The organism is Methylobacterium sp. SyP6R, assembly GCF_019216885.1.
GTDB lineage: Bacteria > Pseudomonadota > Alphaproteobacteria > Rhizobiales > Beijerinckiaceae > Methylobacterium.
The window spans coordinates 4,643,848-4,658,614 of sequence record NZ_JAAQRC020000001.1 but is presented as its reverse complement, the minus strand read 5'-3'; the positions used below and the strand labels follow the sequence as shown (position 1 = coordinate 4,658,614).

The following is a 14,767-nucleotide window of genomic DNA, read 5'->3' as shown; positions in this document are numbered from 1 at the left end:
CTTACGGGGTACCAGGGACTAGGACGAAGACGCCGATCACGTCGACCGGCAGCACGGGGGCGACGGTCACGCGCGCACTGCCCGAGGCGGCGGCGCGCACGCGGGCGTGGTCGGCGGCGAGCGCCTCGGCCCGGGCGCGGGCGTGGTCGGCCAGGATGGTCGGGCGAGCGGCCTCGACGCGGGCGAGCGCCGCCGCGACGAGGCGTTCGCGGGTTGGAGGCGGTAGATCGCCGCTTGCGGGCTCCTCCAGCAGCGCCGCCGCGTCGAGGTCCGCCACCGCGCCGTTCGGATCAAGGGCGAGCAGACTGGCCTCCTCGGCGAGCAGCAGCCGCTCGGCACGGGTATGCATCGTGAGCGTGTGACGCAGGCGCAGCAGCACGAGGGTCGTGACAGCCGCGACCGCCCCGCTGCGCCATGCTCCTGCGCGACCAAGCGCGAGGCCAGCGGCGCTGCTTTCATCGAGCGCGCCTTCGAGCAACGCCTCGGCCAGGGTCGCGGGCAGCGGGTGTGCCCGCCCGACCGAAACAGCGCCAGACGGAGGGGCCTCGTCGAAGGAAAGCCGCAGCCGCCCGGCGAGGCGGCGCGCCGCGAGGCGCTCGCGCAGGGAGGCAGGCAGAGCGTCGAGGGGAGCCGCGAGGGTGCCGGCGTGATCCGGCGCGAGCGGCGCATCGAGCCGGCTCATCGCCCGTTCGACGAAGCGGCGCACCCGCTCCGGGCCGCCGAGGAGTTCGCGCCAGCGCGCCCATTCGGGCGCCACCTCCTCGGGCTTGATCGCGTTTTGGGCAAAGCGCGCGCGGGAGCGGCGCTCGCCCTCCGCCGCGTCGCGCCAGCGCGCCTCGACCGCAGCAGCGTCGCCCGCGAAGCCGAAGTCGAGGCTGAGTTGGCGGGAGCGGCCCTGGCGAAGCATGACGGCGTTCATCAGCGCACCCGTGACCGCGCCGCGCTCCTCCGGCAGGGGTACGGTGACGCCGGTCGCTTTCCGGATCGCCTCCGCCTTCCGCAGGATAACGTCGAGCACCGCCCCGTCTATGGCGCTGTCGGGGGAGTAGAGTAGCACCGAGCGCACGCGCGGCGCGGTTTGGCCAAAACGGTCGACCCGGCCCTCACGCTGCTGGTGCCGGGTTGGGTTCCAGCTCAGGTCATAATGCACCACCGTGTCGAACAGCCCCTGGAGGTTGATGCCCTCCGAAAGGCAGTCGGTGGCAACGAGCAGACGCTGCTCGGCCTCCGCCATGTCCTCGATGCGCGCACGCCGCTCCTCCGCCGGCAGCGCCCCGGTGACCGCCTCGACCCGCAGCTTCGGGAAGGCCTTTTGCAGGCCGGCCGCGACGTGGTCCGCTGTGGCGATGAAGCGACAGAACACGACCGGATTGGCGCCCTCGGCGATCAGAGGCTTGAGGAGCCGCACGGTGGCGTCGCGCTTCGGGTCGGATGCGCCCGCGAGCCGCTCGGCCTGCGCAACAAGCGCTGCAAGCCCGATGACCTCGGCCCCGGCCAGTCCCGCGTTTGGCTCGACGTCGACGGCCTCCGCGGCCTCTGCGTCGTCGTCGAAGATCTGTTCCTCCAGTCTGTCGGGATCGGCCGCGAGGCGGTTGCGCAGGGCGCTGAGTGCCGCCTGGGGCGAAGATCCGACGCAGCGCATCAGCGCGAGCGTGCCCCAGAAGGCGAGCCGGCGACGCCGTGCGTCCAGCCCTGCGCCCTCGACCATGCCGAGGCACCAGTCCAGAACCGCATCATGGAAGGCGCGGTGAGCGGCGTCGAGGTCGTAGGTGCGCTCGGTGGTGTCGTGAGGCTTGAACACCCGCGTCTCACCCCAGTCACGGCCGGTGACGTCGATGCGCTGCCGCTGCACGAAGTGCCGGGCAAGAGCGATCCGGGTGGCCTCATCGTCGAAGGAGGCGCCGGCAAAGCGCGGATTGATTAGGCCGAGCAGCCGGTCGAAGGCGTCCTCGTCGCCGCTGTGCGGCGTCGCGGTCAGCAGGATCATGTGCCGGGCCGTGTCAGCGCTCAAGCGCGCCAGCAACTCGTGGCGCTGCTGGCGGCCTTGATGCGTGCCCACGCAAGCATGAGCCTCGTCCACCACTACGAAACCGGGGCAAGCCAGCGCGAACCGGTCGCGGCGCCGGTCGGCCTTGATGTAGTCAAGGCTCACCACCGTGAAGGGGTGGGCGTCGAACAGCGTCTGCGAGGCGGGCAGGCCGCGCTCTAATCGCCCCGCTGAGGCCGCCGTGACGGCCACCGCATCGAGGTCGAACTTCTCGCGGAGTTCCCCCGTCCACTGCTCGACGAGATGGGGTGGGCAGAGTACGGCGAAGCGGTCGGCCTCGCCGCGGTCGACGAGTTCGCGTAGGATCAGCCCTGCCTCAATAGTTTTGCCGATCCCGACATCGTCGGCCACGAGCAGCCGCACGGTCGGAAGCCGTAGCGCCATCAGCAGCGGCACGAGCTGGTATGCCCGCGGCTCGACGCCGACGCGCGCCGCCGAACGGAACGGCCCGGCTCCTCGCCTCAGCGACAGACGCAATGCTTCGGCGAGGAGGCGCGCCGCGTCCTGCGTCGCCGGCCGATCCAACGCCGGCATCGCGAATTGCGCCGGGCGCACGGGCTCGCGCTCCAGGGCCGGATGAAGGAGTTGCGCGTCGGCTTCAGTGCCGGAGAGAGGCCGCAGCCGTAGCAGGTCGGGAGCTGGCGAGGGCAAGGCAACCCATTCCCGCCCACGAGCGTGGACGAGATCACCTGGGGCGAATCCGGCGGTCATGCTGCAGTTCCCAGGAAACTCGCGAGGTCGTTGGGCGGCGCCTCCCCTGGCGTCGGGGGCAGTGCCGCGATGGCATAGCCTTGGGCTTCGAGGGCCGCACGTGCGGCCTCCGGCACTGGGTCGGGCGACGCGGCGACGAGGTGGTCGCGCCACGCAAGCGGCAGCCGAACGCCTGCGACGTCCAGGGGTGCCGGATCCGGCGCGGGCAACTTCCATTGCGCGAGTGCCGCGCGCCAATCGCCATTCTCGCCAGCGACCAGAGCAGGAGCCACCGTAGGCACGGTCGTGGCTGCCGCGAGACGCAGCAGCAGACGCAGTACGTCCTGGTCCTTGCGGTCGATCAGCTCGTGGTCGGGCTGGTTGTAGTAGGAAAGCAGACAGCGGTAGCAGCCCTTCACACAGGCGGCTTCGGCATCCTCAGCGAGCAACAATGGATCCCGCGCCGCCACCGCTGCCGCATGGTCGGGATAATGCATAAGCGTGAGCGCTGTACGAGCAACACGGGCGAGGGCCTCGGGCTCGGAGGCGAGGCGCCCGAGCACGCCCGCTCCTCCCTCTGTCGCCTCAAAGGCGAGGATTGCCCGGCGTTCATCGCGACGCGGCACCGGTTCGCTCAGCACCTCGCCCTCCTCCAGCTGGAAGGCGAGGCTCAGGCCCCGCGCGAGCGCGTGCTGGAGCGTCGCCATCGCCGTCTCGGAGATGCGGCTCTCCGGCAGGCGCAGCAACAGGGCGTTCTTGTTGTCCTCGACAATCGGCACGACCCTTTGGAGGGACGGACCGTCGGGCGGCCCGTCCGCGTCCGCTTCGTCGGCCGGGCTGCGGCTCCAGCGGCCGCTGACCGGATCGATGCCAAAGCCGAACGTGCCCTTCGCCGCGCGCCGCTTCAGCCCCAGGTTTAGCCGGCTGATGTTGGCGCGTGGGGCGTAGTCAAGCCGCATCACCGATGCATCGTCGGCCTGCGCCACAGCCTCGATAGCGTCCGGCGTCTCCCCCGCCTTCGGCCACGCGAAAATGGTGCGGATGTCGAAGCCCTGGCGCTGGCGCTCCTCGTCGTTGGCAGTGATACGCTCGGCGGCCTGGGTCTCGACGTTGTCAATGCGCAGGACATTGCGCACCGGATGGGTGCCTGCCATCGGCGCTGCGCAGACATGGCAGCGTTCCTGCTCGTGCTCGGCGTGCCCGGCGCCGCAGGCATCGCAGACGTAGAGCGTGCGGGTCGCGAGGCGGCCTTCCTCGCGAACACCGGCCGGGAGCTTTGCCTTCGCGACACGGTATGCGCGGCCCTCGTGGTAGATCAAGCTCCTCGGGCCGAATTCAGCGATGGCCAGGAAGCGCGCCCGCTGCAGGAACGCCCCTCTGGTGCCAGTGCCGACCGACGGGATATAGGCGTAGAGTGGCAGGCGCGGAAAATTGTAACCAGGCAGAAAGCCCTCAGTTGCAAGATAGCGGTAGGTATAGAAGTCCGAGCCACCGCTTGCGGCCCCGCGCTCAAGGAGCGAGAGCTGCTCGTTCGCCTGCGCTTGTTGGATCTTCGCCTCCTTGCGCTCCTCGGCGCGCAGCCCGTGCATCTCTGAGCGGCGGTTCGCGTCGATGAGCTGGGCGCGAGCGCCGTCATAGAGGTCGCGCCAGCGCTGGAACGCCTCGGAAAACCGCTGCGGGGCCTGCGCCGCGGTCTCGGCCGCAAAGCCCTCGAGATCTGCAGCCCAAGCCGGCCGCGCCACCTGAAGTTCCGGCAGAATGGCATCGAGCACGCGGCGCATTGCTGCTGCGGCGCGGACTGTCAGGGCCGGATCGGATAGGGCAATGGTGATGCTCGCCCGCACCGGCAGCCGCTCGTCCGCTAGGTCCAGCACCTGCGGGATGTCGGGTTCGAGTTCCACGCCGGCTTCAGCCAGCCATACGGCGTGGAGATGGGCCACGACGAGATCCCGGTTGACGAGGTCGAGGGCCGGAGGTCGGACCACGCCACGGACCATCTGCTCGGGCTTAGCGAAATAATACTGATCGTGCGGGCTCTGGGCCGCGCAGTAGGTGGCGACCAGGGCCGCCTGTCCCGAGCGTCCGGCGCGACCAGACCGCTGAGCGTAGTTCGCCGGGGTCGGCGGTACGTTGCGCAGATACACCGCGTTGAGCGCCGAAATATCGACGCCGAGTTCCATCGTTGGCGAGCAGAACAGCACCGGCAGGAAGACGTCCGGCTCCCGCACGTCGTCCTTGAGCCGGCCCAGCTCCGAACTAAGATACGCGCGGTCCGCTTCCTCCCAGCGGAAGCGCGCCTCGCGCCATTGGCGCCGGGTTTGGTCAACCTGTGCAGTATGCTCACGGCCCTCGAAGCCGAACAGCATGCTCTCACCGGAGAGCAACGATCCGGCAAGGGTCTCGTAGAGTGCAACGAAGTAGGGGTTGGGGCGCCGGCTATCGGGCCGGCCCTTCGCCACGACGATGCGGATGGCGCCGGAGACAAGACGCCATCCCTCGGCGTCGAAGCTCGTCGGGACAGCCCGCACAAGCCCGTATTCGTCTGCCGCGGCGAGCAGCGCCTCGACAACCGCGAGGTAGGTTTTCCCATCGAGCCGCTTCGACCAGATCTCCTCTCGGCCGAGCCGCCGCGCGAGACTGCTGCGTGGCCCGCCACGCACGATGAGTGGCTCTCCGCGCAGCCCGGCGACGTCCCGGCGTGGCGCATCAAGCATCAGCGCTGCCGCGTGTCGGGGTGTCTCCTGCAGCGAGATTGCCCAGGGCTCCCGGAGGTAGGTCCGGGACGCATTCGCTGTCGCCTCAATGACCTGGCCCTCGAGTGCGTCGGCCGTGACCGCAAGCCCCTTCCGGAGCGCGTCGAGCAGGATGTGCAACGCCTCGCGCCGCTGCTCCGGCGATGCGGCGCGCAATTCAGGAGGGCCTTTCTCGAACCGCTCATCTGCGATGAGGTTGTCAAGTCCGACATACTCCACCCGAACGAGTCCAAGATCTTCCAAGTTGGGGTTGGTGAAGCGCCAGCCGCGGCGCTGGTCGGCCCAGACCCGGTGAGCAAGGACGCGGCCAAGCGCACGCTCGGCCTCGTGACGGCCCGCTCCCTTGGTCCCAGGGTCCAACATCCATTCCGGGCGCAACGCCTCGCGCTCACCGATGAAGCCGAGTGCCTGCTGCACCTTGCGCCCGAAGTCTTCCTCGGCCAAACCCTCGGGCCCTGCGGCTCGCACCGCCGCGAGCGTCGCCCCCCGCAGCAGGGTCACAAACAGGAAATCGTTGAAATGGCCGGCCTGTAGCGCCGCATCCTGGCGGTTGTCGGTAAAGCCGAGGAGCTTGCGCTTTTCCTTAGCAGGCGGTGAACTCTCGCGGTTCATCCAGCGCAGCATGCTGGAGACCAGGAGCGTCGTGGCTGAACTTCGGCCCTCAGATGAAAGCCCAGCGAGCTTGTTTATTTCTCGCGCCTGCGCAGCCGGTTGGTCCCCGCAGGCGAGGCAGAACCGAAATTTGCCGGGCAGGAACCATGCAGGCCGCCCGGCTGCGCCGGTCGCACCGTCCGCATTCACGCAGACGCGCCGGGGGGCGTGGGTCCGGTGGACGGGTTTGAGACGGCGGCCGGACGGACGCGTTTCGGTCCAGTCTTCCGGATAGTCCTCCGCGTTTCCGCCGAAGGCGAAGTCTGGGTCGTCCTGCGGCTCCGGCATCAGGTAGCCGGCACGTGCCTCTTCGTCGGGCTCGGCGAGGATCGGCTCGTCGATGGACCTGGGGATGAAACGTACGCCGTCGTCCTCCTCTATACGGGCGACTGGATGATATTCTTGGCCGCAGGCGCGGCAAAAATACGTAGCATAGAGGCGCGCGCCCGGGTCCTTGGGGTCGAAGAGCTGGCCGTCAAGGGTGATGCGGCGGTCAGGCTGGCGGAGCGTCGCATGAACGTGCCCTGCGCCTGAGATGAAACGATGGAGCTTGAATGCCAGGAAGGCTCGCTCGCCGGTGCCCCCTCGGGTCTCGGCCGGCAGGCTCATCATCGTCAGCATGGCGGCGATCTGCTCACGGCAGCGCTCTTTGCTACGGCCGGTTTTCGCCGCCAGGCGCGCCGCTGCCTCGCTTAATGTAGTCGGTGGGCGTCGAGAAAAGGTCTGGCCGTCGGAGAGGCCGATCTCAAGTTCGATCCAAACAGAGAGCGGATGCGTGACCAGCGCCGCATCGTCTAGTGCGAGCGGTAGTTCGGCATCAACGGCAAAACCGAGGGCATCTCCGAATGAGGCGGCATTCAGCGCCGGGTTAGTTGCGCGGGCGAGGCTCTCATCAATAATTGCGCTCGCCGCGATGGGGGTCCCGAAAAGGCGGGAGGCGACGGCCGCGACGGCAGAGGCGCGCGTAGTCTCGTCACCTTCGCTAGCCATAGTGGCTGAGGTGCCGATGCAGATTGGCGCACGGTCGGGGCAGAGCCGGTCGCGCAAACGTCGCACTAACATCGCAACGTCGGCGCCTTGACGGCCGCGATAGGTATGCAACTCGTCAAGGACTATAAATTCAAGCCCGTGCGCATTCCCGATGACTGCACGGTCGAGGTCATTCTGCCGAGTCATCAACAGTTCTAGCATCATAAAATTAGTAAGAATAATATCAGGCTTTGCATTGCGTATACGTTGACGCTCTTCTGCGTTCTCTTGCCCAGTGTATCGCGCAAAGGTAGGACGCATTTCGTCGGACAATCCAGACTGTCCGATGAATTTTTCTAGTTCCTTCAACTGACTATTAGCAAGGGCGTTCATTGGATAAACAATAATCGCTCGAGTGCGCGGCGCTTCCCCTTGTGCACGAGCGCGTATTGCAGCATCAATGATTGGCACAAAGAAGCACAGCGACTTGCCCGACCCTGTTCCAGTCGTCACGACAAAGCTGCGCTTTGCCGCTGCCTTGGCCACTGCTTCGGTTTGGTGTCTGTGAAGCCTGATTGGGCCGCCACTGACGCGGAAGACGTTGGCTGTGTTCGGATGAATCAATCCCTCATGCGCGAGAGACTCAACGGTTTCACCCTGCTCAAAATGTGGGTTGATGCTGATTAGCGCCTCAGGCCAAAATGTTCCACGCTCGTACAGTCCATCTATTGCAGCTCGAATATCGGGCGCTCGGATCGATGTGAACGAGCGGGCAAATTGCTCGTAATCACGGACGAGTGCTGCATCGAGATCAAAGACGTTCATTTGTGCCTCGCCCGTACTTGCTTTCTAAGTGCGCAACTTACAACGATCATCCTGTTATTATAATATGAATAATATTATATTATATTTTTCCCGAAGCATCTCGAATATCCGCTGTGCGAAGTAGCTGAATATCTGACCAAGAGAACCAACTCCTCCGATGCATCCCACTTGGTGCCACAAGCTATCCTTAAGGCGTGCAGCTGACTAGCACCGAAATGCAACCAGCGGAGCAGTGCACGCGTCCGCCACCAGACCGCAGAGCCACGCCCACCGCCGGGCGACAGGCCGGCCAAGCCCCTCTCCTTCTTGCAGCAGGCGAAGCAGGGTGCAGCCCGTCCGGGCCTTAGGCCTGCTGGGACCAGGACGGCGGTCGCCTCAGAACGAGCGTTGGCGCCCTGGGGCGAGGCCGGCGGAGCCGCAAGGGCGGCGGGCAGGTTGGGGGATACCTCTCGGATGAAGTAACGAGCGAACCCACACTCTAGGAATAGCGCATCGCGGGAGAGTAAGGTGCACACCCCCAGGTAGGAGATCCAACCTCATCCGCTGGACTTCCGGCAAGGTTAGCTCAGTCAGTACGGATCGAGTCCCAGGCAAACAAAAATCTCCTCGGTGGTGACCTTGCCCCCAGCGCCAAGTCCCGGTGGGTTGAACCCGGAACGGCTCGGCATTACGATATATCATCTGCCAGATTTTCGACAGCTAGGCCGCCACTGCAGGCGGTGTCGTTCCGACCCGTTGATAACCCTCCGCCGTAAACAGCAGAAGCGGTGGCCGGCCCCGCGTCTGCTGTTCTAGCTTGTACCAACCATCCTCCAGCCCGTGGACGATGGCCCAAGCGCCAAGGCGCTCAAGGCCTGACGGACACCCGTTGACCGGCTGGAGCCCCTTGAGATGCTCCACGCTGCATCCATCGGGCTCGGGCAGCCCGACGCGCAGCAGAAGCCCCCGCGCGTTCTCGGGCGATAGCATTCCCGACATAAGAGTGAAGATGGCGGCCTGCTCGACGTCCTCGACGGTCGTGTGCTCCAGCGTGTCCGCGAGGCACTTCCAGTCCTCATCCCGGGCCAGGTCGAAGGCGTGGGCGAAGCGCATATCCGCGCCGGAGCCCTTCGCCGGCATGCGCCGCTCCTCGTCCCAGACGGCCACGAGGCCGGTGAGTGCCTCGACGCGTCCGACAAAGGGCAACGAGGCGCAGGCCGGCGTGGACAGGTAGAGACGCAGAACCCCGTCGGCGCCGCGCTCGAACCGCACCGGTTGCGATAAGGAGCGGGGCGACGACGGGGCGGTCTTGTCCAAGAGGGCGCGCCCCTGCCGCAGCCCGCGCATCTCGGCGAGGCCGGCCCCGATCAGCGCCTGCTCAGGCGTGACCGCGGGTCTGGCGGACTTCGCCGGCTCGCGATGCAACGGGACGTGCGGCCCGGCGGCGTCGAGGAGCGGGACGAGGGAAAGCTGACGCGTGTCGGCGGACTTGGGCATGGGTCTCTCTCCTCAGGCCGCGTTGAATAAGTCGGGCTGACGCGCGACGGCGCCGGCACGGGGCGAAATCCAGAGCACTTCCTCGCGGACGCCCATGGCCTGATCGCGAACCTCCCGCGTGACGCGCCGCCACCCGGAGAGGGCCTCGTCGTAGAGGGGCGAGGCATAGCCCGAGAGGACGACGGCCCCCTTCAGGCCGAGGAGAGCGTCGAGCAGTCGGCCGTGCCCTGCCTCGTCGAGTTCGACGCGGTAGCCGCTGCTCGGGTCCTTCCGCGTCGAAGGCAGGTAGGGCGGGTCGACGTAGTGCAGGGCGTCCGGCCGGTCGTGCCGGCGCATCACGTCGACGGCGTCCGCGCTCTCGACGACGACGTCGCGGAGCCGGGCGCCGATCTGCCCGATGCCGTCGCTGTACGTGTACCAGTCACGGGCGGGCACGCTGCGCCCCGGGCCCGAGTAGCTGCGGAACCCCGTGCGGGAAGCGGGCCGGCGGGCGTCGCTTGCCCGGCCCATGTAGTGGCGCACGAGCAGCCGCCTGGCGCGCTCGACCGGGCGGTCACCCTCGACGGGTTCGCATGCCAATCGGAACTCGGCGGCCGAGAAAGGCGTCATCGCGCACAACATGCCGAGTTGCCCGCATAGGCCCGGGTCCCGGACGACGCGGTAGAGGTTCGCGAGCTCCGCGTCGGTGTCGTTGAGGACCTCGACCTCGCTCCGCGGCTTCCGAAGGAGCACCGCGGCCGAGCCCCCGAATGGCTCGACATAGGTCCTATGCGGCGGGAGGTTCGCGATGATCCAGGCGCTCATGAGCGCCTTGCCGCCGTACCAGCGGACCAGGGGGCGGACGGTTCCGGGCGCGGCCATCACGCCTTCTCCGAACCGAAAACGCGCTGGCGCAGCGCGGGCTGAAGCTGCCGCCGGTGCCGCCAGACGGCGGCCAAGGCGTTCGTGGCTTCTATGACGGAGAGCTCGGGCAGCCCGGCCAGGACGTGCCCGGCGTGCGTGTGCGAGCGGCCCCAGCCCTGCGCGTTGTCGAGCGTGGCCATGTCGCGATCCAGGTCCGTCAGGACCTGGACGGCGTAGTGCACCGCCCGGCGGACGTCGGGGTCCTCGGCCCTGGCTAGCCAGTCGTGCTGCGGGCTGGCCGCGACCCTGGCACGGACGGCCTCGATGGCGGCATCGACCTCGGCGGTCATCTCGCGTGCGAGCTTTGCCGCGGCCGCCCGGGGCGCCCCGCCGGGGCCGGGCTTCTCGGCCAGCAGGGCACGGGCGATGTCGGCCTTGCGGCGCGACCAAGCCCATCCGCGGATTCGCAACGACGTCTCCAACGCCTGCATGTCGGCGCGCTGGGCGTCACCGTTGAGCTCGGCTTCGAGTTCGGCCTCCCGGGCGCGTCGGGCCTCGACCTCGACAAGCCGGCGGTCATCCTCGGCAAGGGCGGCCTCTGCCGAGGCGATGGCGTCGATGGCGGCCTGATCGCCCAGGCTCTCGTCCTCCCAGCACAGCGGGACAACGGCCCCGCCCGTGCGCTCGACCGTCCCCCACGAGAAGCCCGCCCCGTGCAGCACCGGCTTCACGAGCCGCCAGGCGCGGGAATAGCGCGCGGGGTCGCCTTCGCCCGTCCAGAGCGTCCGGGGCCCCCGGCCGGTGCGCACGTCACGAAGGCGGCGCCACGAGAGGCCGAGGCCGGCGACGGGCAGGGCCGCCCCGAGGGGCGCGGGAGCCGCCGGGACCGTCTCGGTAGCGGCCCGGGACGCTGCGACGGCAGCCGCCAGAACGGGGATGACGACCCCCGCGGCGGCGATGACGAGGATGAGGAGGGAGAGCATGGCGCGATCCTGTCTGGCGTTGGCAACCCCGGACAGCATCCCCCTCGCGTCGGAATGGGTCAAGTATTGATAGGCTCATCCAGGCCAAAAAGAAGCTTCGAAATTCGAAGGATCGGCCCGGGAGATTTTTGGTACTTTCTACCAAAAATAAAAGTGCGCCATCCCGCTGGACAAAGGCGCCTCGCATCGTAACCTGTTGGCTACAGGCGACGCGTCGAGTCGCCGGCGGCAGTCGGACTGCTTAGGCCATAAGGATGATAACTACGATGGGACCAAGGGTTTCAGCCTGCGAGGTGCGCGACATGCTGCGCCTTCGCATCGAGGAGGCCGGCTCCGCCCGAGCCGCAAGCCGCGAGCTCGGCGTTTCGTGCGCTTACCTGATCGACGTGCGCCACGGGCGCCGCGCCGCGGGCGACCGGCTCCTGGCCGGGCTCGGCCTTGTGCGCGTGGTCGTTCCCGTCGAGCCGATGGAGGGCGCGGCCCATGTCGCGTAACCCACACCTCGACGACGCGGATCTGCGCGACCTGCCCGACTTCCTCCGTGAACTCCTCGCCCACAAGCGCCTGGCCGCCACCCCATCATTCAACCGGAATGCCGTCCGCGCCCCGGTCGCTGATCTCCCGCCCGAGGCGCCCCCGGCCGCTCCCGTCGACGCGCGCCCCGTCGCCCAGGTCCGCACCGTCCCGGCCGCGGCGCCGCCGGTCCCGCCCCGGCGCCTGGTGCGGATGCCGTCGGCCGATCCCCGCCGCCCCCAGGGGAGGCTCCTGTGAAAGGAGGCGCCCTTTCTTCAATCGACGCCGATGTCTACGAGGCGCCCGCGGCGGCGCTCGTCGCGGGGATCGTCGATTCGCACGGCCTGGAAGCCGCTTGTGAGCGCTGGTTCTGGGTCGGCGAGCGGACCCTTTGCAGCCTCGCGCAGAAGGGGCGCGCCCAGAAGGGCGACGTCGCTCCCCGACGCACCGGCGGCCGCGGCCTGTCCTGTTCGGAGCTCGACGCGGCGGTCGCCGTCGAGGCGGGCTACGTCCTGGGGAGCGCTCAGAGGGGCATCCGCGCGGCCGGCGTCTCCGTCGGCGCGCAGGGTCTCTACTCTAGGCGAGGCCTGACGCCGCCGACGATCTCGTCGGAGGAGAGGGGCATCGCCACGTCGCTCGGAGCCCGCGCCCGGCGCGGCGACGCCGAGGCGGCCGCCGCTTGGCAAGCTCGCCTCGATTTCGAGGCCGCTGTCGGTTCCGTCATCCGCGCGGCGCTGGCCTTGGTCGCCGAGCAGCCCGCCACCGGCCGTCACGTCCTACCCCCGGTCGACGCTGCGCTGGCCGAGGCGCTCCGGGACCAGGACCCGGCCGCCGTCGCTTTCGCCTTCCCCGGCCTCGCCGCGCTGGAGCCTGAACCGGCCGAGCCTGAGCCCGAGCCCCCCGTCACCGTCATCGAACCGCCCCCCATCCCGGAGACCGTCCCTATGCGTCGCATGAGCCGCATGCCGACCGACAACGTCCTCATCGCCGAGCGCGCCCAGGGGCGCTCGGTCGCGCAGATGGCATCCGACTGGGAGGTCAAGCCGAGCGCGATCCGCGCCGCGCTGCGCCGCATCGATGAGGCCGCCCAGGTCGATGCGCCCGCGCCGGAGCCGCTGCCCACGCCGCGCCCGGAGCCCGCCCGTCCACCCGCTCCTGTTCCGCCGCCCGGGCGCCTGTCTGTCGACAACCTCGCCATCGCCGTCGCTCTGGCGCGGCGCGAGGGGATCACGCCGGACGAGGCCGTCCGGTTCGTAAGGGCCGACGTCGAACAAGCCCGGGCCCGGGTCCTGGTCGCGCCCTTCGTTCCCGACAGACCTCCCGCCGGATTTCCGGCGCCGCGCATGTCGCCCCAATACGAACGGTGGTTCCAGGCCCTGACCGACGGGGAGGATCTGCCGGATCTCGAAATCGAGGACTGCCTCCATGTCTGAGGCACGCCTCACGCCGGTTGAGACGGCGTCAGACGCCTGGCTTCCCACCGAGCCATACATCGTCTCCATCGAGCGCATCGGCCGCGCGCGATATGGCGATCTCTGGGTCGGAAAACTGGCCGTCGACATCGGTCTACCGCACCAGACAGTCAGGCGGTGGCTTGCGGGCACGGGCAGTCCCACTGCCTACGACCTCAAGACGATCAAACTCTCGGCGATGCACCACGTCGCCCGCGTGATCCGCGCCGTCGAGGAAACGCCATGATGAGCAACCTTGACACGCCCCCGCCCGCCGCGGGCGGGAACGGGGGGCCGCCCCTGGACGAGCGACCCATCGACACCATCAGCCGCATCGGGAAGGCGATGTATGGCTCGCACTGGATTGGGAAAGTTGCCCTGGACCTGGGGCATGACCACCAGGTCGTGCGCAGATGGCTCAAGGGTCCGGGCACCCCGTCTCAAGCCGAAGTCGACTGGATGAGGCTGCGCGGGCGGAAGCACGCCGCGCAGATCTCTCGGGAGTGCGAAAGGTAAGCCGTGACCGATTCCCCCTTCGAGGTCCCCGGCGCCGTCCTCCTGGAGGGCGCGGATGCCGCCATCGAGGCCGACCGCATCCGTGCCGGCGAGCCATGGGCCGCGTGCGAAATCGCCGGCCTCCAATTTTACGACTACTCGACGGAGGGCCTGGACGGCGAGCCGGTTCGCCCCCGCGCCGGGGACCGCCTGGTCCTCGTCCGGGCGCCGGAGAACCGCTACGACCCGCGCGCCGTCGAAGTTTGGTGGAGGAACGACATCCGCCTCGGGCATTTGCCCCGGGGCGTGGCGCGCGAGGTCGCCCCGCACATGGACGCCGGGGCGCCGCTCCGGGCCTACGTCAGCGACCCGGGCACGGGTGAGGCCTGGTCGGCCCGGGCGCTCCTCGTCGGCCCCGCCGTCGGCGAACTGCACGGGAAGCTGATCGCGCACGCGACCGCGCAGGCGCTGGACGAATGGAGGTGGGGCGAGCGCCTCGCCGAGATGCGCCGCGAGGGCGACGGCCGCGCCCGGGGCGCACGGTTCGAGAGGCGGCTGGAGCTCGCCCGGGCTGCCCGGCTCGCTCAGGCAGTCAACGTGTTCTCCGCCAAGCTGCCGCCCGAGCCCATCGACGAAGCCCGCCTGCCGCCGGCCGGCAAGTGCGTCGAACTCTTCGATATCGCGCACGCCGTCGGTTGCTCGCGCTCGACCGCCCGACGCCTCGCCGAACGGGCCGGCGTCCGCGTCCAGGTCTCGATGCGGGGCTGGTACGCGGCAAGCTCGACGGTCGTCGTCACGGACGAGTTCCGGACCGTCCTGGCCGAATGGGCCTCCCGGCCGCGCCGGCGCGTGACCGTCGCGGAGCTCGTCTGAGCCCCGGGACCGCCGGGGCTACGACATCAACCATACGCACTTAACCTGCGCCGGCGGCCGTTGATCGTTCCCGGCGAACCGCCGATCGTGCCCACATGACGCTTCCCGACATCATCGTCAGCCTGGACGTCTTCGAAGGCCGGCCTGCGCTGGCGGCCGCCGCCGAGGACGATACGCCGCTGGATCTGGAGACGGCGG

At 68.7% G+C, this 14,767-nt stretch carries 10 protein-coding genes; 5 read left to right on the top strand and 5 right to left on the bottom strand.

The genetic code is table 11. The annotated features are described in order from the left end of the window. Window position 1: 1 nt before the first annotated feature. From HBB12_RS21415 to HBB12_RS21395, 5 genes are all read right to left on the bottom strand, one after another. Window positions 2–2,758 (bottom strand): DEAD/DEAH box helicase, encoded by a 2,757-nt coding sequence (locus HBB12_RS21415; protein WP_236991198.1) that lies wholly within the window; start codon window positions 2,756–2,758, stop codon window positions 2–4. Then, complete coding sequence (locus tag HBB12_RS21410) at window positions 2,755–7,935, bottom strand: DEAD/DEAH box helicase (protein ID WP_236991197.1); 5,181 nt, start codon at window positions 7,933–7,935, stop codon at window positions 2,755–2,757. Before HBB12_RS21410 ends, HBB12_RS21415 begins: the two co-directional genes overlap by 4 nt. A gap of 699 nt (window positions 7,936–8,634) precedes the next feature. Then, window positions 8,635–9,411, bottom strand: coding sequence for a hypothetical protein (locus HBB12_RS21405; RefSeq protein ID WP_236991196.1), 777 nt, complete (start codon window positions 9,409–9,411; stop codon window positions 8,635–8,637). Window positions 9,412–9,423: 12 nt separating this feature from the next. After that, window positions 9,424–10,272 carry a DNA adenine methylase gene (locus HBB12_RS21400; RefSeq protein WP_236991195.1) on the bottom strand — a complete coding sequence of 283 codons (849 nt, stop codon included), beginning with the start codon at window positions 10,270–10,272 and terminating at the stop codon, window positions 9,424–9,426. Then, window positions 10,272–11,237 (bottom strand): hypothetical protein, encoded by a 966-nt coding sequence (locus tag HBB12_RS21395; RefSeq protein ID WP_236991194.1) that lies wholly within the window; start codon window positions 11,235–11,237, stop codon window positions 10,272–10,274. The genes HBB12_RS21400 and HBB12_RS21395 overlap by 1 nt, the downstream gene beginning before the upstream one ends. A gap of 302 nt (window positions 11,238–11,539) precedes the next feature. On the opposite strand from HBB12_RS21395, the gene HBB12_RS21390 reads away from it, so the two are divergent. The 5 genes from HBB12_RS21390 (at window position 11,540) to HBB12_RS21370 (ending at window position 14,569) form a co-directional block, all read left to right on the top strand. Further along, complete coding sequence (locus tag HBB12_RS21390) at window positions 11,540–11,731, top strand: transcriptional regulator (protein ID WP_236991193.1); 192 nt, start codon at window positions 11,540–11,542, stop codon at window positions 11,729–11,731. After that, window positions 11,721–12,008, top strand: a complete 288-nt coding sequence (locus HBB12_RS21385; RefSeq protein WP_236991192.1) for a hypothetical protein — start codon at window positions 11,721–11,723, stop codon at window positions 12,006–12,008. The genes HBB12_RS21390 and HBB12_RS21385 overlap by 11 nt, the downstream gene beginning before the upstream one ends. Further along, a complete protein-coding gene (locus tag HBB12_RS21380; RefSeq protein WP_236991191.1) occupies window positions 12,005–13,183 on the top strand; it encodes a hypothetical protein in 1,179 nt (392 codons plus the stop codon). The genes HBB12_RS21385 and HBB12_RS21380 overlap by 4 nt, the downstream gene beginning before the upstream one ends. After that, the gene (locus HBB12_RS21375) at window positions 13,176–13,448 is read left to right on the top strand and encodes a hypothetical protein (RefSeq protein ID WP_236991190.1); all 273 of its coding nucleotides are present in this window, start codon (window positions 13,176–13,178) and stop codon (window positions 13,446–13,448) included. Before HBB12_RS21380 ends, HBB12_RS21375 begins: the two co-directional genes overlap by 8 nt. Window positions 13,449–13,720: 272 nt before the next feature. Beyond that, entirely contained in the window at window positions 13,721–14,569 is an 849-nt protein-coding gene (locus HBB12_RS21370; protein ID WP_236991189.1) for an HIRAN domain-containing protein, read from the top strand. Window positions 14,570–14,767: the final 198 nt, after the last annotated feature.